Origin of the sequence: Thalassobium sp. R2A62 (assembly GCF_000161835.1) — a bacterium.
In the GTDB taxonomy this organism is placed as follows: Bacteria; Pseudomonadota; Alphaproteobacteria; order Rhodobacterales; family Rhodobacteraceae; genus Thalassobium.
The window spans coordinates 2,397,270-2,416,476 of sequence record NZ_GG697169.2; the positions used below are offsets into that span (position 1 = coordinate 2,397,270).

General features: G+C 53.7%; 16 protein-coding genes. 5 read left to right on the top strand and 11 right to left on the bottom strand.

All coding sequences use genetic code 11. The features are described 5' to 3' along the window. Positions 1-21 precede the first annotated feature (21 nt). Positions 22-1,122, bottom strand: coding sequence for a hypothetical protein (locus tag TR2A62_RS11920; protein WP_009157593.1), 1,101 nt, complete (start codon positions 1,120-1,122; stop codon positions 22-24). A 105-nt stretch (positions 1,123-1,227) separates the two neighbouring features. Further along, complete coding sequence (secA, locus tag TR2A62_RS11925) at positions 1,228-3,924, bottom strand: preprotein translocase subunit SecA (protein WP_009159143.1); 2,697 nt, start codon at positions 3,922-3,924, stop codon at positions 1,228-1,230. Between the two features lie 179 nt (positions 3,925-4,103). Here secA and TR2A62_RS11930 point away from each other — a divergent pair, with 179 nt between their 5' ends. The 4 genes from TR2A62_RS11930 (at position 4,104) to TR2A62_RS19395 (ending at position 6,836) form a co-directional block, all read left to right on the top strand. Beyond that, the gene (locus tag TR2A62_RS11930) at positions 4,104-4,949 is read left to right on the top strand and encodes a peptidylprolyl isomerase (RefSeq protein ID WP_009158421.1); all 846 of its coding nucleotides are present in this window, start codon (positions 4,104-4,106) and stop codon (positions 4,947-4,949) included. A 3-nt stretch (positions 4,950-4,952) separates the two neighbouring features. Continuing rightward, entirely contained in the window at positions 4,953-6,167 is a 1,215-nt protein-coding gene (argJ, locus tag TR2A62_RS11935; protein ID WP_009157713.1) for a bifunctional glutamate N-acetyltransferase/amino-acid acetyltransferase ArgJ, read from the top strand. Positions 6,168-6,176: 9 nt separating this feature from the next. Next, positions 6,177-6,575: a (deoxy)nucleoside triphosphate pyrophosphohydrolase gene (locus tag TR2A62_RS11940; RefSeq protein ID WP_009158648.1), complete on the top strand. Its 399-nt coding sequence runs from the start codon at positions 6,177-6,179 to the stop codon at positions 6,573-6,575. Positions 6,576-6,713: 138 nt separating this feature from the next. Then, positions 6,714-6,836 (top strand): hypothetical protein, encoded by a 123-nt coding sequence (locus TR2A62_RS19395; protein ID WP_009157580.1) that lies wholly within the window; start codon positions 6,714-6,716, stop codon positions 6,834-6,836. A gap of 78 nt (positions 6,837-6,914) precedes the next feature. On the opposite strand, the gene infB is transcribed toward TR2A62_RS19395, so the two are convergent. The 4 genes from infB to rimP are packed head-to-tail and all read right to left on the bottom strand — an operon-like array spanning position 6,915 to position 12,222. Further along, on the bottom strand, positions 6,915-9,383 hold the full coding sequence (gene infB / locus TR2A62_RS11950) for a translation initiation factor IF-2 (protein ID WP_009160244.1): 2,469 nt from the start codon (positions 9,381-9,383) through the stop codon (positions 6,915-6,917). Positions 9,384-9,399: 16 nt separating this feature from the next. Continuing rightward, positions 9,400-10,011, bottom strand: a complete 612-nt coding sequence (locus TR2A62_RS11955) for an RNA-binding protein (protein WP_009158280.1) — start codon at positions 10,009-10,011, stop codon at positions 9,400-9,402. A 22-nt stretch (positions 10,012-10,033) separates the two neighbouring features. After that, the gene (nusA, locus tag TR2A62_RS11960; protein ID WP_009158167.1) at positions 10,034-11,650 is read right to left on the bottom strand and encodes a transcription termination factor NusA; all 1,617 of its coding nucleotides are present in this window, start codon (positions 11,648-11,650) and stop codon (positions 10,034-10,036) included. Continuing rightward, positions 11,650-12,222: a ribosome maturation factor RimP gene (gene rimP / locus TR2A62_RS11965; protein WP_009160832.1), complete on the bottom strand. Its 573-nt coding sequence runs from the start codon at positions 12,220-12,222 to the stop codon at positions 11,650-11,652. Before rimP ends, nusA begins: the two co-directional genes overlap by 1 nt. Before the next feature lie 201 nt (positions 12,223-12,423). Between rimP and TR2A62_RS19400 the strand changes: the two genes are divergently transcribed. Beyond that, the gene (locus TR2A62_RS19400) at positions 12,424-12,546 is read left to right on the top strand and encodes a hypothetical protein (RefSeq protein ID WP_009159811.1); all 123 of its coding nucleotides are present in this window, start codon (positions 12,424-12,426) and stop codon (positions 12,544-12,546) included. Positions 12,547-12,601: 55 nt separating this feature from the next. Here TR2A62_RS19400 and TR2A62_RS11970 read toward each other — a convergent pair whose 3' ends face one another. The 5 genes from TR2A62_RS11970 to pip all read right to left on the bottom strand — a co-directional run bounded on the left by TR2A62_RS11970 (position 12,602) and on the right by pip (position 19,123). After that, positions 12,602-14,146 (bottom strand): ABC transporter substrate-binding protein, encoded by a 1,545-nt coding sequence (locus TR2A62_RS11970; RefSeq protein ID WP_040820694.1) that lies wholly within the window; start codon positions 14,144-14,146, stop codon positions 12,602-12,604. 74 nt (positions 14,147-14,220) lie between these two features. After that, positions 14,221-15,867, bottom strand: a complete 1,647-nt coding sequence (locus TR2A62_RS11975; RefSeq protein ID WP_040820696.1) for an ABC transporter ATP-binding protein — start codon at positions 15,865-15,867, stop codon at positions 14,221-14,223. Then, the gene (locus TR2A62_RS11980; protein ID WP_009158527.1) at positions 15,864-17,072 is read right to left on the bottom strand and encodes an ABC transporter permease; all 1,209 of its coding nucleotides are present in this window, start codon (positions 17,070-17,072) and stop codon (positions 15,864-15,866) included. Before TR2A62_RS11980 ends, TR2A62_RS11975 begins: the two co-directional genes overlap by 4 nt. Continuing rightward, a complete protein-coding gene (locus TR2A62_RS11985; protein ID WP_009160282.1) occupies positions 17,069-18,067 on the bottom strand; it encodes an ABC transporter permease in 999 nt (332 codons plus the stop codon). Before TR2A62_RS11985 ends, TR2A62_RS11980 begins: the two co-directional genes overlap by 4 nt. A gap of 66 nt (positions 18,068-18,133) precedes the next feature. Next, entirely contained in the window at positions 18,134-19,123 is a 990-nt protein-coding gene (gene pip / locus TR2A62_RS11990) for a prolyl aminopeptidase (RefSeq protein ID WP_009157432.1), read from the bottom strand. Positions 19,124-19,207 lie beyond the last annotated feature (84 nt).

A 19,207-nucleotide genomic window follows, 5' to 3' on the forward strand; every position in this document is an offset into this window, starting at 1 on the left:
GACCTCGTTAAGCGACTGTCCCTATTTTGCAGCGAGCGTCAGGTCCTGCAACATGTTATTTAAAACAATGTAGTCACCAACTGCATCGCAATCCGGCATTGTCATCTCTAGATCGAGCGTTTCAATGCCTTCTTCCGACGGCACTTGCAGCGATTGAGCCGCTACATCACGACCACAGTTCGAGGCCGTAATTTCTGCTTCAACGCTCAGTTCGACTGTAACTTCGTTTGAAACGGTCGCAGTCGGAAAAGTATAAACCTCGGCCATGAAAGGGTTCGTTGTGTTTTCAAAGCCAAGACGCATGATGTACCCGCCCTCTCCACGCACGACACCTTCCATCGATCCGGCGGCATTCATCCAAACATGGCCCGGACCACCAAAATGCGCACCACGCTCGAACGCATGCAATGCTACATCGATGTCACCCTGCCACTGCAAAACAGCGCGGTCATAGCGAGCCAAATCTGGCACTTCGGTGTTTGCCATAGCGCCCTCACCATCATCAAAGGCGACAATGAAAACTGCGCCTTGTGCCAATGCAGGAACCATAATTTCAAAACCACCATCGTCGTCTGTGACGGTGGTAAAGATCATGCCTTGGTGGTGGATTGTAGCACGTGCATTTGCCTGACATGGCGCGTCGAGCGTCAGATCAACCATTGCTGCGGGCATCGCTTTTGCCTCTAGCAAGAGATTGCAGGCCAGCGTTGGTGCAACTTCTGTCGGAACGGATGCAACCGCATCTGCTGAAACGTCAGCCATGGGGGCCTCTGTGTCCAGTGCTGCAAGCTGTACAGGGGCTGTGACAGGCTCTGAGACCTCAACAGGCGCAAAGTCAGCGAGAATGGCTGGTGCTTGCTCTTCAATTTGAGGTTGCTCTAATACGGGACCGTCCAACGCCACTGCGTCATCTTGCTGCCCAGTTGGAGCGCTCAGTACACTTGCTGTTTGTACTTGGGCCAATTCAGGGATTTGTTCGATCTGAATATTTGCGGTCTGTTCGGCAACCTCGTCAGAGGTGAACTTTGCAGCCAGCGCATCGCCGTTTAGCATCACAAGGCCAATTGCCATTGCAGCGGAGAACGTTCCGCCAGCCATAAGAACCTGTCTTGATCGGGACATCGTCGCCTCCTCACCAGTTGGTTAGTTTCAGAGGTACAATTAACAAGAACCTTGGCCTAAGGGTGACTTGGCCAAGGTACTTTTACGTCGGAATTAAGGCGTCGCTTAGGACAGTTTGCCGTGGCAGTGCTTGAATTTTTTGCCTGAACCACACGGACAATTGTCGTTCCGGCCAGGGTTGCCCCATGTTGTCGGATCAGATTCATCAAACCCGTCAATCGCCTGACCAGTCGGCGGTGTAGCGTTCGCTTGCGCCGCTGCAACTTGCATTGCCTGCTGCTGTTGAGCCAGCTGCTCCAGCAAAGCGGCCTCTTCTTCAGGGGTCCGCATGCGGATCGACGACAATGTCTTAGTTACGTCTTCACGCAGCCCATCGACCAAACCTTCAAAGAGCTGGAAGCTCTCAGTCTTGTATTCGTTTAAAGGGTCACGCTGCGCGTACCCACGGAAACCAACAACGGACCGCAGGTGTTCAAGCGTCAACAGATGCTCGCGCCATTTGCGATCAATTGTTTGCAGCAGTACCTGCTTTTCGATGTTGCGCATGTTCTCTGCGCCAAACGTCTCAAACTTTTCTTCCATGAACTTGTCGCTAGAGTCTTCGAGACGTTCGCGAATGTCGGCATCGTCAACACCCTCTTCGTCAGCCCATTCCATGACCGGCACGTCGACGCCCAGTTTCTCAATCACTTCGGCATATAGGCCTTCGGTATTCCATTGGTCGGCATAGCTCTTGGCGGGCATGTGATGCGTGACCATATCGTCGATCACTTGATACCGCATGTCTTGGGCAATCTCGCCAATGTCCTGAGCTTCCATGATCTCGCGACGCTGACCAAAGATCACCTTACGTTGGTCGTTCATCACGTCATCGAACTTCAAGAGCTGCTTGCGAATGTCAAAGTTACGACCTTCGACCTTTGCTTGCGCCTTTTCCAACGACTTGTTCACCCACGGGTGGACGATCGCTTCACCTTCTTGCATGCCCAGCTTCGAGAGGACGGCGTCTAGACGCTCGGATCCAAAGATCCGCATGAGGTCATCTTCAAGCGAGAGGAAGAATGACGAACGGCCTGGGTCACCCTGACGTCCAGAGCGGCCACGCAACTGGTTATCGATACGGCGGCTCTCGTGACGCTCAGTCGCGAGAACATAGAGACCACCAGCCTCTTTGACCTTTTCCTTTTCGTCAGCGACCTCAGATTCGATCCGTGCACGCAACGCCTCTGGATCAGCTTCAGGATCAGCAGCCAACGCATCTTGGACGCGCATTTCAACATTGCCGCCCAACTGAATGTCAGTACCCCGACCAGCCATATTGGTCGCGATTGTCACGGCGCCAAGTTTTCCCGCGTCCGCAATAATCTGCGCCTCTTGCTCGTGCTGTCGCGCGTTCAGAACGTTGTGCGTGATCCCTTGCGCCTCAAGAAGGTGGCTAAGGAATTCAGATTTTTCGATCGAGGTCGTACCTACGAGAATCGGCTGCTGTTTCGCATTTGCTTCTTGGATCGACTTGACGACACCTGCGAATTTTTCCTCAGCGGTCCGGTAGACAGCGTCATGTTCGTCTTCCCGGGCAACGGGGCGGTTAGTCGGTACTTCGACAACGCCCAGTTTATAAATCTCGAGGAATTCTTCTTCTTCGGTCAGTGCTGTACCGGTCATGCCAGCCAGTTTTTCGTAGAGACGGAAATAGTTCTGGAATGTCACCGAAGCCAGCGTCACGTTCTCAGGCTGGATTTTGAGACCTTCTTTGGCTTCGATCGCCTGATGCAAGCCATCAGACAAACGACGTCCTGCCATCATACGGCCAGTGAATTCATCGATGAGAACGGCGTCGCCGTCTCGTACGATATAGTCTTTGTCTTTCGTGAATAGTTTGTGAGCGCGCAGACCTTGGTTCACGTGATGAACAATTGTCGTGCTCTCTGGATCATAGAGCGACTGACCTTCAGGCAAAATTCCACGTGCGGCGAGGTTTTCCTCGAGCCACTCGTTGCCCTCATCCGTGTAGCTCACGTTGCGCGTTTTTTCGTCCAGCTCGTAATGATCGTCCTGAATTTCAGGAATGATTTTGTCGATTGTCAAATAGAGTTCGGAACGGTCCTGCGCTGGTCCAGAAATAATCAGCGGTGTCCGGGCTTCGTCAATCAAGATCGAGTCGACCTCGTCCACGATGGCAAAGTTATGATCCCGCTGGTTCATCTGAGACAGCTCAGATTTCATGTTGTCGCGCAGATAGTCAAAACCCAGCTCGTTGTTCGTCGCATAGGTAATGTCGGCGTTATACGCCTCTTTCTTTTCGTCCTCTGGCTGCTGTGGATATACCACGCCCGTGGTCAGGCCCAGCGCACTATAGACCTTGCTCATCCATTCAGCATCGCGCTTGGCAAGGTAGTCGTTGACCGTAACGATATGTACGCCCTTGCCGCCCAACGCATTTAGATATGCTGCAAAGGTCGCCGTCAGTGTTTTGCCTTCACCAGTTTTTTGCTCAGAGATATTACCTTGATGCAAAAAGATGCCACCCATCAACTGGGTGTCGAACGCACGCAGGCCCAGCGCACGTTTTGCCGCTTCGCGGCAGTTTGCAAACGCTTCGGGTAGGATATCATCAAGGTTCTCACCACGCATCGCGCGTTCGGCCAATTGCAAGGTCTTATCTTTGAGGCCCTCATCAGACAACGCTTCGAATTCAGGTTCGAGCGCGTTGATTTTGTCAATAACGGGACGTACAGATTTGATCTTGCGGTCATTGGGCGTGCCAAAAACCTTCTTTGTGAGTGTTCCGAAACCCAGCATATAAATCTGCCTCTCAAGCGTCTGACGTCATTGTTAAATGAAGGTTGCTTGCCCGTCTTGGCACACGCGCCTAGAACAAAGGCCAAGACCGGCCCTTCAAGGACCTTTAGGCGATGTAAGGGGCCGTATACACAGTGTCAACGTTGCGCCCCCGCGTGACCTATTCAAGGATGACTTAGATGTCGAAATTCACCATGTTTTTAGCCTCAGCGGCCTCGGTCGTTACGCTCGCGGCGCCTGTTTTAGCACAGGACACGACCGCAGACACAGTTGTAGCCACAATCAACGGCACCGACATCACAGTCGGTCACATGATCATCACCCGTGCTCAACTGCCGCAACAGTACCAACAATTTCCACCAGATGTCCTGTTTTCAGGCATTTTGGATCAGCTGATCCAACAGACGTTGCTCAGTCAGAGCCTCAAGAACGAGACGGACCGGATGATGCTGAGCCTCGAGAATGAGCGTCGTTCACTGCGTGCCGGCGAAGTTATCACCAACCTCACAGGCAACGCTGTCACAGAAGAGGCGATCCAGGCGGCCTATGACGCGCGCTTTTCAGGGGCCGAGCCGGAAACAGAATACAACGCATCACATATTCTGGTTGAAACACTCGAAGAGGCAGTGGCTGTGCAGGCCGAAATCGAAGCTGGCGCCGATTTTGCAGAAGTGGCGGCTGAGAAATCAACCGGCCCATCCGGTCCAAACGGGGGTCAATTGGGATGGTTCGGTCCTGGCATGATGGTTGCCCCATTTGAAGCGGCAGTAGTTGAGATGGAGGTCGGAACATTGTCCGGTCCGGTCGAAACCCAGTTCGGTTTCCACATCATCACGCTGAACGAAACCCGCGTCAAAGAAGCACCAGCGATCGAAACACTGCGCCCTGAATTGGAAGCTGAGCTGCAGCAATCGGCCATCGAGGACAAGATTACAGAGTTGCGCGAGGCGGCAGAAATCACTCAAGTAGACGAAGGATCAATCGATCCCACATTGCTAACGAACCTCGAGCTGTTGGAGCCCTAAGACATGACCATCTCGCCGCTTGCGCCAAACGCGTTTCCTGATCTTCCTGTAATTCGTGGTGCTCGCTTTGCCGCGGTCGAGGCCGGTGTGCGATATGCGGGGCGGCGCGATGTTATGTTGGCCGTGCTAGATGCCGGAACCTCTGTGGCGGGCGTTTTCACACGCTCGTCCACCCGCGCGGCACCCGTGTTGGATTGTCAGTCAAAGCTGGGCAAGTCATCCGCGGGTTCTGCGGCGATCTTGGTGAATGCGGGAAATGCTAATGCCTTTACAGGTAAGAACGGCGCAAACGCTGTTGCAGCGATCACAACCGCAGTCGCCGCAACGACAGGTGTAGAAGAACAACGTGTGTTTACCGCGTCGACTGGTGTGATCGGTGAGCCTTTGCCGTTCGACCGGATCACGCAGAAATTGGGTGAGCTCAACAAAGCTCTATCCGATACGGCGATTAATGACGCTGCAGAGGCGATCCGGACAACGGATACATTTGCCAAAGGCGCGGGAAAGACAGTTTTGGTCGGTGGGCAATCCGTTCAGATCGCAGGCATCGCCAAAGGATCTGGCATGATCGCGCCGGACATGGCGACGATGTTGGTTTATATTTTTACCGATGCCAAAATTTCTCAAAAGGCGCTTCAGGCGCAAGTGTCAGCGCTGAACAACACGACGTTCAACTGTATCACTGTGGATAGCGACACTTCGACCTCGGACAGCTTGATCATAGCCGCGACTGGAGCATCCGGTGTCGATGTCGAAAACAGTCTAGGGTTTCAAACCGCGCTTCACGATGTGATGCTAGATCTCGCACAACAGGTCGTGCGCGACGGCGAGGGCGCAACCAAGTTTGTTGAAGTGCGGGTTTCGGGCGCAGCATCCGATAGCGAGGCCAAAACGATCGGTCTTTCGATTGCCAACTCGCCCTTAGTCAAAACGGCAGTTGCGGGCGAAGATCCCAACTGGGGCCGCATCGTTATGGCAGTTGGAAAGTCCGGCGCACAAGCAGATCGTGACCTGCTAACCATCCGGTTTGGTGACATCCTCGTTGCAGAAAAAGGATGGGTTTCGCCAAAATACTCAGAAGAAAAAGCGGCGGCCTACATGAAGCAGTCGGATTTGGTGATCAGCGTTGATCTTGGGATTGGCGGTGGCAACTCGACCGTTTGGACCTGTGATCTGACGCATGGCTATATCAAAATCAATGCCGACTACCGGTCCTAAGGTGACGGCATGAAAATGGTTCTAGTTTCTGCGGTTGCCCTTATTGACCCCGATGGTCGTGTGCTTTTGGCCCAACGACCAGAAGGGAAGTCCATGGCCGGGCTTTGGGAATTCCCTGGCGGCAAGATCGAGGCAGGAGAGACGCCAGAGATCGCGCTGATCCGAGAGCTTCAAGAAGAGCTTGGGATCAACACTTGGGAATCCTGCTTGGCGCCTTTGACTTTTGCGAGCCATAGCTACGATGATTTTCATCTGTTGATGCCACTCTTTGCCTGTCGGAAATGGGATGGCACACCTCAATCCCGCGAAGATCAGGCGTTGAAATGGGTTCATGCGAGTCAACTTAGAGATTACCCGATGCCGGCGGCAGACGTTCCGCTGATACCGATCCTGCGGGATTTGCTGTAGTTTCGACCAATAAAACCGACGCAAATCCAATTTTTCCATGAATATGGCAGAATTGTGGCAGTTTTTACTAGAATTTTGCATTGAGTTAATACACCCTAACGGACAGTAACCACGAACTCTTTTGGGGAGGAGTATACGATGGTCCGTACAATCACACTGGGCAGCTGCGTTTCAGTTCAAGGAATTTTGGTTCGCACGCTCGACAACGGCAAACTGGTTGTCCGCGTAGGCGAGCGCATTTTCACTGGTGCGCCTGTTTAAACTACCTTTTCGTTCTTAGACAAAAAGGGGGCCGTCGTCTGACAGCCCCCTTTTTCTACTTCTATCGACTGCTTGTCGTTAGTCGAGCGAACGCTCAACTTCTTCGCGCTCGAAGATTTCGATCACATCGTTTGCACGGATGTCATCATAGTTTTCAAACGCCATGCCGCACTCTTGACCAGACTGAACCTCAGGCACTTCATCCTTGAAGCGTTTGAGCGTCTTCAGAGTGCCTTCGTGAATAACGACGTTGTCACGCAGCAAGCGAACACCCGCAGAACGACGCGCAACACCTTCGGTCACGAGACAACCAGCGACCTTGCCGACGTTCGATACTTTGAACACATCTTTGATGTTGGCATAGCCGATAAAGTTCTCTTTGATCTCGGCGCTAAGCAAGCCAGAGGCCGCTGCTTTGACGTCATCAACCAGATCGTAGATCACCGAGTAGTAACGGATCTCAACGCCCTTTTGGTTGGCGACGGAACGGGCAGTCGCATTAGCACGTACGTTAAAGCCAATAACCGGTGCACCGGATGCTTCAGCAAGACCAATGTCCGATTCTGTAATCGCACCGACGCCGGAATGCAGAACACGCACGCGAACTTCTTCGTTGCCGATCTTCTCCATCGCTTGCACGATCGCTTCTGCTGAACCTTGAACGTCAGCCTTAACGAGGATGGGCATCTCGCTCATGTTCTCGTCAGCTTTTGCATTGGCCATCAACTGGTCAAGCGTTACCGCTGCACCAGCTGCCGCACGTTTGTCCTTGGCCGCCTTTTCACGATATTCCGCGATCTCGCGTGCTTGTCCTTCGGTATCAACAACGTTCAGAACATCGCCCGCCTCAGGTGTCCCGTTAAGGCCAAGAACCTCAACTGGGACCGATGGACCAGCTTCTTTTACACGTTCACCTTGGTCGTTGATCAAAGCACGGACACGACCGTACTGCTCACCCACAACAAAGATGTCGCCCTGACGCAATGTACCGTTCTGAACCAGAACTGTTGCTACTGGACCGCGACCCACATCAAGTTGAGCCTCAATCACCGCACCATTCGCAGCGCGATCAGCGTTTGCTTTGAGCTCGAGAATTTCCGACTGAAGCGCAATCGCTTCAAGCAGCTCGTCCAAGCCAGTGCCGTTGATGGCAGACACTTCGACGTCTTGCACATCACCAGACATTTTCTCGACAATCACTTCGTGCTGAAGAAGATCGGTACGAACTTTGTCTGGGTTCGCCGCTGGGCGGTCGATCTTGTTGATCGCCACAATCATTGGCACTTTGGCAGCTTTGGCGTGGTTGATCGCTTCGATTGTCTGCGGCATGACCGCATCATCAGCAGCAACCACCAGAACCACGATGTCAGTCACCTGAGCACCGCGTGCACGCATAGACGTAAACGCAGCGTGGCCGGGTGTGTCGAGGAACGTCAATTTCTTGCCGTCTTGATCGACCTGATACGCGCCGATGTGCTGCGTGATACCGCCAGCTTCGCCAGCAACAACACGTGCGTTCCGGATCGCGTCCAACAGAGACGTTTTACCGTGGTCAACGTGACCCATGATCGTGATGACAGGGGGACGCCCGGCCAGATCTTCTGGCTTGTCGGCCTCTTGCTCGATCACTTGCTCAACATCAGCGTCGGAAACGCGAACCACTTTGTGGCCGAATTCTTCAATAATCAGCTCAGCTGTATCAGCATCAATTGTCTGCGTCTGTGTCGCCATGATGCCGTTGGTCATCAGTGATTTGACCACATCAGCCACACGTTCGGACATACGGTTGGCGAGCTCGCTGACCACAATTGCTTCTGGCAACTGCACGTCGCGAATAACCTTTTCACGCTCGACGTTCATGCCCATCGCTTTTTGGCGGGCACGCTCTTGCTTACGCTTCATTGCGGCCATCGACTTATGACGGCTTTCGCCACCGCGCAACGCTTGGTTGACGGTCAGTTTGCCACCACGACGGCTGTCATCACGGGCGCCTTTGCCCTTGTTGTCACGACGTGGTTCTTCGCGTGCAGGCTGCTTGCGGGCCGGCGGCGCAGCCTTGGCGCCACCTGTGCGTGTCTCAGCAGGTTCTGCCGCAGGAGCAGCTGCAGCCATAGCCGCAGCTTCGGCTTCGCGCTTCTTACGATCATCTTCTTCGGCTTTCGCCTTCAGAGCGTCCACGCGTTCACGCTCAGCACGTTCTTTGGCCTCGGCTTCTTCCCGACGGCGCTCGCGGTCAGCAGCGCGTGCTTGCTCTTCTTTTTCACGCGCAGCCGCATCTTCGACTTCGCGCGCCTTCGCAGCTTGCAACGCCTTGAGGCGACGATCCATTTCGGCATCAGAAATACCGGCAGGGCGCTTGGAAGGATCCCCAATTGGACGTCCGCCGCCACCCGCAGGTTTGGACGCACCCGCCTTGGGCACAACAACTTTCTTGCGCTTGGTTTCCACCACGACGCTCTTGGTACGCCCATGGCTAAAGCTCTGCTTTACGCTGCCCGCATTGGGACCGCGCAGACCAAGTGTTTTTTTGCCGTCACTATCGCTCATCTAGCTCGTCTTCCTTTCAAGCGGCCGCTTTGCCACTCTCATTTTCACGCAAGCCTCTCAGCTTTGCGGCTTCCTCTACTACACGATCACTGAGTCCGCCACCCGCAAGAGCGGCGTGTATCACACTTTGCCGCCCAAAGGCCAAACCCAATTCCTGTGCTGTTAGGCAACCAAAGTAGCGAGCACCCTCAGGTGTCCACAACTTTGCCTTACCTCGTTCCGATCCATCGCTGGCTTGCAAGAGGACACGAACCTCATCATTTGCGAGCCAACTCTTAACCTTTTCAAAGCCAGTTACGGCACGTCCCGTCTTGCGAGACATTGAAATCATATCGACGACACGGCGTGCGAGCATACCATCAATCATAGCAACGAGACCGTCGGGGACCGACACCTGTTGTTTGGCGCCACGAGCGAACAACTTTTTCGTCGTGGCCGTCTCAATCGCATCACGTGTGGACGTCACCCATATACCACGGCCAGGAAGCTTTTCCAAAACATCCGGCACGATCATGTCATCTGGGCCCACGACAAACCGAATGAGGCCAGCCTTTGGCTGCACCTCTCCGGTCACAACGCATTTGCGTTCCGACACATCCCGATCTTTGTCCCGACCACCGCGTGACATCAGATACCTCCGAGGCCTGCGATCAGGCCTCGGCCTCCTCTTCGGAAACGGCTTCTTCGTCTTCGGATGCTGTTTCCAAATCAGCAGGATCTACCCAACCCAGCATAATGCGGGCTGTCATGACCATGTCCTGTGCTTCTTCTAGAGAGATCTCAAACTTCTCCAATACGCCGTCATCTTTGATGCGTTCGCCGTCTTGAGTAGTCCAGCCACCGGCCAGCTCCCAGTCTGCACATGTCGCAAAGTCTTCGAGCGTCTTCACGCCATCTTCGGCCAACGCCTCTACCATCTGGGGTGTGAGGCCTTCGAATTCAACAAGGCTATTTTCGACACCCAAAGCACGCGCATTCTCGAGCGCCTTTTTGTTTTGTGCCTCAAGGAAGTCGCGAGCACGTGCTTGCAGTTCGCCAGCCGTACCTTCGTCAACACCGTCGATAACCAACAGCTCTTCGACTTCAACGTAGGCGACTTCTTCAAGGTTCGTGAACCCTTCGGAAACCAGCAACTGAGCAAAGAATTCATCAAGATCAAGCGTGTCCATAAACAGCTTGGTCCGTGTTTCAAACTCAGCCTGACGGCGTTTGCTGTCTTCTTCTTCGGTCATGATATCGATGTCGAGGCCGGTCAGCTGGGATGCGAGGCGCACGTTTTGACCACGGCGGCCAATCGCAAGGCTCAGCTGCTCTTCCGGAACAACAACTTCGATGCGCTCTGCTTCTTCGTCCAGAACAACTTTGGAAACCTCAGCAGGCTGCAATGCATTCACGAGGAAGGTCGGCATGTCCTCATTCCAAGGAATGATGTCGATCTTTTCGCCCTGCAGTTCGTTCACAACAGCCTGAACACGGCTACCGCGCATACCAACACAGGCACCCACTGGATCAATCGAACCGTCATACGAAATGACTGCAATCTTTGCTCGCGAACCTGGATCACGCGCAACAGCTTTGATCTCGATGATGTTGTCGTAAATCTCTGGCACTTCCATTTCGAACAGCTTGGCCATGAACTCTGGCGCTGTCCGGCTCAGGAAGATCTGAGGACCGCGCTGCTCGCGACGTACATCTTTGATGTAGCAACGGATACGATCGTTCGGACGATAGCTTTCGCGACCAATTTTTTCGTTACGACGCAAGATCGCCTCACCCGAGCCTACATCAACGATGACGTTGCCGTACTCTTCGCGTTTGACCAGTGCGTTGATGATCGTGCCTGCCTTGTCTTTGAACTCTTCGTACTGGCGATCACGTTCAGCTTCGCGGACTTTTTGCAAGATAACCTGCTTGGCCGACTGAGCCGCGATACGGCCCATCTCAACTGGTGGGACTTCCTCGACAAAAGCCTGACCAACCTCTGGGTCTTCCATGTACTGTTTTGCTTGCTCAACAGTGAACTCAGCTTGGTAGTTCTCAAGCTCTTCCTCTTCGACAACGGTACGGACACGAGTGAATGTCGCCTTGCCAGTCTTACGGTCAATGCTGACACGGATGTCCATTTCGGCGCCATAGCGTGACTTGGCCGCGCGCGCGAGGCTCTCTTCCATCGCTTCAATAACCAAACTTGGGTCGATCATCTTCTCGCGGGCTACAGCCTCGGCTGTTTGCAGCAGCTCGAGCTGGTTTGCGGATGTAATAGCCATCAGTCGTCGTCTCCGTCTACGATTGTCTGTACTTCGTCAAATTGCGCTTCATCCACTTGGCCCGCGTCTTTGCGGCCACGCAGAACGTCGCGGATCAGGTCGTCGGTCAACACTAACTTTGCGTCTGACAACCACTCAAATTTTAGGCCAATTGTGCCCTCTTCGATCTCGATTAAGATCTCGTCACCCTCGGTGCCAGCCAGCTGTCCTTTGAAACGGCGACGGCCATCGATAAGTTCGTCTGTTTCGATCTTGGCTTCGTAACCTTCCCACTGGGCAAAATCTTTGACCCGTGTCAGCGGGCGGTCGATGCCGGGGGATGAAACTTCTAGCTCATAAGCGTCCAAGATAGGATCTTCGACATCCAAGAGCGCGGACACGGCCGTGGAAATCTCGGCGCAGTCATCAACCTCGATGGTACCATCAGGTTTCTGCGCCATGATCTGCAACGTCGTGGCCTTGCCAGACATCAAACGAATGCGCACCAATTCATAACCCATGGATTCCATCATGGGTTGGATGATCTCGGCGATCCGGCGGTCAATCGCCGCTTTGGCAACTAGGTCGTTCATGGCGTCCTTATAAACAAAAAAACGGGCTCGCGGCCCGTTGATGTTTCCCGGTGGTTTGCTGGGTTTGGACCCCAGCGCGCCGCTGTTGGCGGACATATAGGCTAAGGACACCAAGTGCGCAAGGTGTTTGCCACAAGCCAGTCCAACTACCGCCGTAATGACCCCTTAACCAATTTTTAGTCAGCAGAGAAAGGAACAGAAATGGACAATCTCACTATTTTGCTGTCGATCGGCAGTGGTGCATTTCTGTGTGGTGTAGCCGTCATGTATATCGTGATGAACCGCACATGGAAAAAGCGCGAAGCTAAACGTACAGCCGCTTAAACGAAAAAGGCCCCGCCAATAAAGCGGGGCCTTCCTTTTATCTACGTGTCGCAATTTACGAGAACCACCAACGTTCCATGAAGCGCGAGTTGTCCATCTGGAATGTGTTACCGATGGTGCCCGAGTTCGTCAGCTTGGTCGAATGCGCGTCAACATAGTTGGCATACATTGGAACCACTGTACCGCCTTCAGAAGACATCAGCATCTGCATCTCAGTGTACTGATCGCGACGCTTGTCGCTGTCCAGTTCGGCACGTGCCGAGATCAGCAGCTCTTGGAAGCGTGCATTCTCCCATGCGGTGTCGTTCCATGGAACGCCAGACTCATAAGCTGTCGAGAACATCCAGTCTTCGGTCGCACGACCGGACCAGTAGCACGCACACCATGGCTTCTTCAGCCAAACATTGGACCAGTAACCATCAGCCGGCTCTTGTACGACGTTCAGGTTAATGCCTGCCGACTTGGCAGAAGCTTGGTAAAGCTGAGCCGCGTCAACCGCACCTGGGAACGCCGCATCCGATGCTGACAGATCAATATTCAGACCGTCCATGCCAGCCTCAGCCAACAGCGCCTTAGCGCGATCTGGATCATACGAGTTCTGCTCGATATCAGCCGCATAGTACTGGTTCGCTGGACCGATTGGGTGGTCGTTCGCTACCGCACCGTGGCCCAACAGAACTTTGTCGACCATTTCCTGACGATTCACCGCAAACTTGAGCGCCTGGCGAACCTTGAGGTTGTCGTAAGGTGACAGGTTGGTCAGCATCGGGAACGTAAAGTGCTGGTTGCCCGTCACTTCAAAGATGTTGACGTTCGGGTTCGCACGCATGAGTGGCTCTGTCTTAAAGTCGACGCGGTTTACTGCATCAACCTGACCCGTCATCAGCGCGTTCATCCGAGCGGACGAATCGTTGATCGCAACGACTTCGATGCTGTCGAACCAACCGGCTGTTCCGTCTTTGTAGTGGCTATCTACACGGCTCACTGTTGCGCGCACGCCTGGGTCGAAGGATTCAACCTTGTACATGCCTGTACCGATACCATTTGCGATCGCTTCTTCGATCTGGCCGTCTGGGTACATCAGGATGTGGTAGTCAGACAGCAAGAACGGGAAGTCCGCGTTGCCAGCGGCCAGCACGAATGTGATTTCGCTATCGCTGACTTTTGTCATTTCAGTGATCGACGATACGATCGGTTTCGCAGCCGATTTCGCACCTTCAGCAGTGTGCATGTTCAACGATGCGATAACATCGTCTGCGCCGAATGGTTTGCCGTTGTGGAACGTCACACCGGTGCGCAATTTGAATGTCCAAGTCTTGGCATCTGCACTGGCTTCCCAGCTCTCGGCGAGCTCACCCTTGAGCTGTCCATCTGCACCAACTTCGGTCAGGCAATCAAACACACAACCGTGCGCCATCATGATCATAAAGCTGTCCGAGTGTGTCCGGCCATCCCAGCTATCGGATGTGTTCGCACCAGCGAGCCCGAGGCGCAAGTTGCCGCCACGTGTTCCTTGGGCGCGCAGTGGCATACCTGTTGCAGCAAGAACACCTGCCGCAACACCCGTTTTCAATAGTCCGCGTCTACTAATCTGAGACATCATATTCTCCCTTTTGTCATACTTAGATGGCGATTTGTTCGCCTTTTATAAGCCCCATAAGGGACTGATTCGAATTACATCTTACCAACAGCAGCGTCGCCGATGTTATCAACTCCGCGTTCTTTCAGAAGATTCGTGAGCCAATCGGGGTCCATTTCAGGAACCGAACTTAGCAAAAGATCTGTGTATGGGTGGTGTGGCGGTTGAAACATTTCGTTCTTTTCGCCCTGCTCTACGACCACGCCATCTTTCATCACAACCACTTCGTCTGCGATCGCTTTGACCGTCGCTAGGTCATGAGTGATGAACATGTAACTAAGGCCCAGCTCGTCTTGCAGCCTGGCCAACAGGCGCAAAATACCCTCGGCCACGAGCTGGTCCAGCGCACTGGTTACCTCGTCACAAATGATAAACTTGGGCTCGGCCGCCAACGCCCGAGCAATGCCGATACGCTGTTTCTGACCACCCGACAGTTCGCTCGGCAAACGGTCGATATACTGCTTTGGCTCGAGTTCGATCTCGTTCAACAACTCTTCGACACGAGCCCGTTTCTTCGACCCCGTCAAACCACCGTAAAACTGAACAGGCCGCCCAATGATCTCGCCAATTGTCTTGCGCGGGTTCAGCGCGGTGTCCGCCATTTGGTAAATCATCTGCGCTTGACGCAGCTGATCCTTGTCACGCTTGCGGTAGTCCAGCGGCAACGCTTGGCCGTCAAATTCAATCACGCCCTTTGTCGGCGGAAGCAAACCAGTGATGCAGCGCGCCGCGGTCGATTTTCCAGACCCAGACTCGCCAACGACCGCAACTGTTCGGCCTTCGTGAATATCAAAGCTGATGTCATGAAGAACCTTGGTCGTACCGTAGGCCGCATCAACGCCTTTGACCGAAACAATCGGGGTGGCATCGGCCGATACGGCAGCCTTTACAGGGCGGGCAAAGCTTCGGACTGCCCAGAGTGATTTAGTATAATCCTGCGTCGGGGCAGATAGCATCGTGCGCGTATCCGCCGTCTCAACTTCGTCGCCCTTGAGCAGAACTTTGATCCGGTCAGCCATTTGCGCAACGACTGCTAAGTCGTGCGTAATGTAGATTGCCGCCGTATTATACTCTTCGACAATCTCGCGGATACTAGCGAGCACCTCAATCTGAGTTGTCACATCCAGCGCCGTGGTCGGTTCATCGAAAATAATCAGGTCAGGGCGACATGACATCGCCATCGCAGTCATAGCCCGCTGCAACTGGCCGCCAGATACTTGGTGCGGATAACGAAAGCCGATCTGATCCGGATTGGGCAGGCGGAGCTTTTCATAGAGTTCGATGCCGTCCGCGATGCTATCGGCGCGACCGCTTACACCGTGCTGGGTTGGCGCCTCGGTATGCTGATCCATCAACTTGTGCGCAGGGTTAAAGCTCGCGGCAGCAGACTGCGCGACATATGCGATCTGTTTGCCTAACAGTTCCCGCTTTTGCGAGGCCGAGGCAGTCAGCAGATCAATCCCGTCAAACTCAACCGAACCACCTGAAATCCGAACGCCATCGCGGCAGAACCCCATGGCAGCCAATCCTAGCGTAGATTTACCAGCGCCGGATTCACCGATCAGACCCAAGACTTCGCCACGCTCAAGCTCTAGATCGATCCCGTTGATAATTGGGTTCCACGTCTCGTCGCTGCGACCTTCAATCTTGATGTCGCGAATGGTGACCAATTTATCTGTCATTCCTTTAACCCCGACGATTTCTGAAGCATCCAGTCGACAACAAAGTTCACAGCCACAGTCAGCAGTGCGATTGCACCCGCAGCCAACAGCGGAGCCGACGCAACAGATGGTGCAAAAGCAGCAAAGTTAATGAACTGCGAGAGGTCTCTGACCATCGTGCCCCAATCAGCAAGCGGCGGCTGAATACCGACACCTAGGAAGGACAGCGATGCAATCGTGAGAAATACAAAGCAGAACCGCAGGCCAAATTCAGCCAACAGAGGCGCATAGGCGTTCGGCAAGATCTCTTTGAAAATAAGATAGGACAGACCTTCACCGCGCAACTTGGCCGCCTCGATATAATCCATCACAACGATGTTCAGGCCAACAGCACGAGCAAGGCGATACACCCGCGTACTGTCGATCACAGCAATGATAATCACCATAAAGACTGTCAGTGGAATACCCAGCTGTGGCGCCCAAACAGACGCGATGGTCATCAAGAGCAGCGCAAAGATAAGCGACGGAATAGCCATCAAGACATCGACTGCACGCGACAACAACTGATCAAGCCAGCCACCCAGCGTAGCCGCCAAGAAGCCCAAGGTGCCACCAATAAAGAACGCCAAACATGTCGTCGCAAACGCAATGCCAACAGTGTTTTGCGCGCCGTATATGAGACGCGAGAGCATATCACGACCCAATTGGTCAGTGCCCAGTGGGTAGTCTGGATTGCCGCCCATCGCAGGATTGCCGCCCGGAACGATGTTGGCGGCAACTCCTTGAAGGATTGCCTCTTGGCCGTACGGCGCGAGCCACCCTGCAAAGATCGCAGCAAAGGCGTAGATCAAGATAGTTAGAATACCAAATGACGCTGTGAGCGGCATCGAGCGGAACAGCTTGCGCGTTCCAACCGTGCCAACCAGTCGGCCCAAAAACCGAAACACCCACGCGGCTGCGGCAAAGACAATCAAGCCTTCGATCACAACCACAAAGAAGAAGTATTTGTTCAGGACAATGGGATCATCTGAGAGTTTGGCCCCAATATAAGTCGTAACGATCCAATACAGCAGCAAGACACCGGCAACGTAACCATAGGCTACGCCAAACGGCATATCGCGGAAGAAAGGCGTATTTCCTGTTGCCTTTTGTCCCACCCAGCGCACTGCATAGGCAACGACAGCAATGACGACCAAAGCCGCAATGATCCACATCCACCAGCTCATTTCGGATGCCTCAATCTTGGATTTGATATGATCGACAAGATATCCGCTGTCAGGTTCAGCAAAATATAAACAGCTGCAAAGATCAGGCAGCAGGCTTGGACAACGGGAATGTCACGGATTTTGACCGAGTCGACAAATAGCTGGCCAATTCCTGGATAGACAAAGACCACTTCGACGACGACGACACCCGTAACCAGAAACGCAAGGTTCAGCGCGATAACGTTAATGATCGGAGCAAGCGCATTGGGAAGCGCGTGCTTTACAATGACTCGCATCGGCGACAGCCCCTTGAGCCGTGCCATTTCGATGTAGGGTGACGCCAACAAATTGATGATCGCAGCACGGGTCATTCGCATCATGTGAGCCGTTACAACCAAAGTTAGCGTCAGTGCCGGCAGCAGCGTTTTTTCCAAACGCTCTGAAAACGCCATGCCGTCGTAGATGTTCGAAAGAGACGGCAGGATCGGGTTCAGCACTGCGAGGAACAGGATCAGGATATAAGCGAGAAAGAACTCAGGGCTCGAAATCGACGACAGCGTAAAGATGTTCGCGATGCGATCAAAAATCGAATTGCGGTACAGGGCCGCTAGAATGCCGAGGCCAACTGCCAATGGCACCGCGATGCATGCGGTGACGCCAGCGAGAAACATTGTATTGGCAAAACGTGGTGCGATTTGACCAGCAACAGACGAAAGACCTGATCCCGTATCGGCACCCGCAAAGCTTGCAAAGTTGGCTTGGGCAAAGCTGGATCCTAGATCGCCACGAACCGCGCCCCCGAGCCATTCAAAATAACGAACGATAGGTGAGCGGTCCAATCCAAGGTCTTCGCGGATCGATGCAATCGCTTCAGGAGTAGCGCCCTGTCCCAGAATCAACTGAGCGAAATCACCCGGCAGCATATTAACAGCGGTAAAGATTACGATCGAAACGATCAGCAATGTCAGCAGGCCAAGTCCTAGGCGTTGCAGAATAATTTTTGCGATGGCTCCCAACCAGACGCTCCCCGTCTTCTTCTTGTTGAGGGTCAACGTATGCGGCGGTTTAACAACCTGTAAACCCTAAAGGCCCAATTCGTCCGCTATTTCTGCGAATCCGTCCATCGCACGCACAAGTTCCGCGCTAATCCCTGCTTCTGACAGGGCATGACCCGCCTTGCCAACGAGCCGAAGCCGCCCACGGTCCCATTTTTGAGACAAGCCATAAGCTGAGGTCGGGGGGCAAATCATATCAAATCGCCCTTGGACAATGATCCCAGGGATATTGGCGATACGGTTCACATTGTCGAGAATCCAACCGTCGCTGTCCAAAAAGCCAGCGTTGTGGAAATAGTGATTCTCAAGCCGAGCGAAGGCGCGAGCATATTCAGCAGGACCCTCGCCACCAGCGCCGTTGCTCTCAATTGACGCCAGTGCATTTTCCCAACTTGCCCACGCGCGAGCAAAGCGCGTCTCGATCATCATGTCTCCGCAAAACAGTCTGCGGTGGTAGGCCGTGATAAAGTTGTCTTGTTCGTCCTTAGGGATGATGTCGGCAAATCTCTCCCAAAGATCGGGCCAGAATTGAGACGCGCCTCCACCATAGAACCAAGCGAGTTCAGCCTGAGTCATCAGAAACACGCCTCGCAAAATCAGCGCAGCTGTTCGATCTGGATGTGTAATGCCGTAGATCAACGACAGCGTCGCACCCCAGCTGCCCCCAAAAACCATCCACTTGTCGATGCCCAGAGTCTCGCGGATCAGCTCGATGTCTGAAACCAAATGCCATGTCGTATTGTTTTCGACACTCGCATGGGGTCGTGATCGACCACATCCACGCTGATCGAACAAAATGACACGATAGACTTCGGGATCAAAATACCGGCGCATTGCAGGGCTGCATCCACCGCCCGGACCGCCATGCAGCACCACAACAGGGATACCGTCCCTGCGTCCGCATTGCTCGACATATACTTTATGACCATCGCCCACATCCAACATGCGTTGGTCAAAGGGGTCGCTGGGCGGATAAAGATACTGAGTTGCGTTCTTTTGTCCTGCGCTTTTGTCCATGACCGTCCTATATAATGCGAAAGACCGGCGCGCCACGTTCTGCGCCAATAAATTTTCAATTCCTCGGCCGAACGTCGGAGCATG

Excerpts from the sequence above, each read along its gene's own strand:
- TR2A62_RS11920 (WP_009157593.1), bottom strand. The coding sequence starts at position 1,122 with ATGTCCCGATCAAGACAGGTTCTTATGGCTGGCGGAACGTTCTCCGCT.
- secA (WP_009159143.1), bottom strand. The coding sequence starts at position 3,924 with ATGCTGGGTTTCGGAACACTCACAAAGAAGGTTTTTGGCACGCCCAAT.
- TR2A62_RS11930 (WP_009158421.1), top strand. The coding sequence starts at position 4,104 with ATGTCGAAATTCACCATGTTTTTAGCCTCAGCGGCCTCGGTCGTTACG.
- argJ (WP_009157713.1), top strand. The coding sequence starts at position 4,953 with ATGACCATCTCGCCGCTTGCGCCAAACGCGTTTCCTGATCTTCCTGTA.
- TR2A62_RS11940 (WP_009158648.1), top strand. The coding sequence starts at position 6,177 with ATGAAAATGGTTCTAGTTTCTGCGGTTGCCCTTATTGACCCCGATGGT.
- TR2A62_RS19395 (WP_009157580.1), top strand. The coding sequence starts at position 6,714 with ATGGTCCGTACAATCACACTGGGCAGCTGCGTTTCAGTTCAAGGAATT.
- infB (WP_009160244.1), bottom strand. The coding sequence starts at position 9,383 with ATGAGCGATAGTGACGGCAAAAAAACACTTGGTCTGCGCGGTCCCAAT.
- TR2A62_RS11955 (WP_009158280.1), bottom strand. The coding sequence starts at position 10,011 with ATGTCACGCGGTGGTCGGGACAAAGATCGGGATGTGTCGGAACGCAAA.
- nusA (WP_009158167.1), bottom strand. The coding sequence starts at position 11,650 with ATGGCTATTACATCCGCAAACCAGCTCGAGCTGCTGCAAACAGCCGAG.
- rimP (WP_009160832.1), bottom strand. The coding sequence starts at position 12,222 with ATGAACGACCTAGTTGCCAAAGCGGCGATTGACCGCCGGATCGCCGAG.
- TR2A62_RS19400 (WP_009159811.1), top strand. The coding sequence starts at position 12,424 with ATGGACAATCTCACTATTTTGCTGTCGATCGGCAGTGGTGCATTTCTG.
- TR2A62_RS11970 (WP_040820694.1), bottom strand. The coding sequence starts at position 14,146 with ATGTCTCAGATTAGTAGACGCGGACTATTGAAAACGGGTGTTGCGGCA.
- TR2A62_RS11975 (WP_040820696.1), bottom strand. The coding sequence starts at position 15,867 with ATGACAGATAAATTGGTCACCATTCGCGACATCAAGATTGAAGGTCGC.
- TR2A62_RS11980 (WP_009158527.1), bottom strand. The coding sequence starts at position 17,072 with ATGAGCTGGTGGATGTGGATCATTGCGGCTTTGGTCGTCATTGCTGTC.
- pip (WP_009157432.1), bottom strand. The coding sequence starts at position 19,123 with ATGGACAAAAGCGCAGGACAAAAGAACGCAACTCAGTATCTTTATCCG.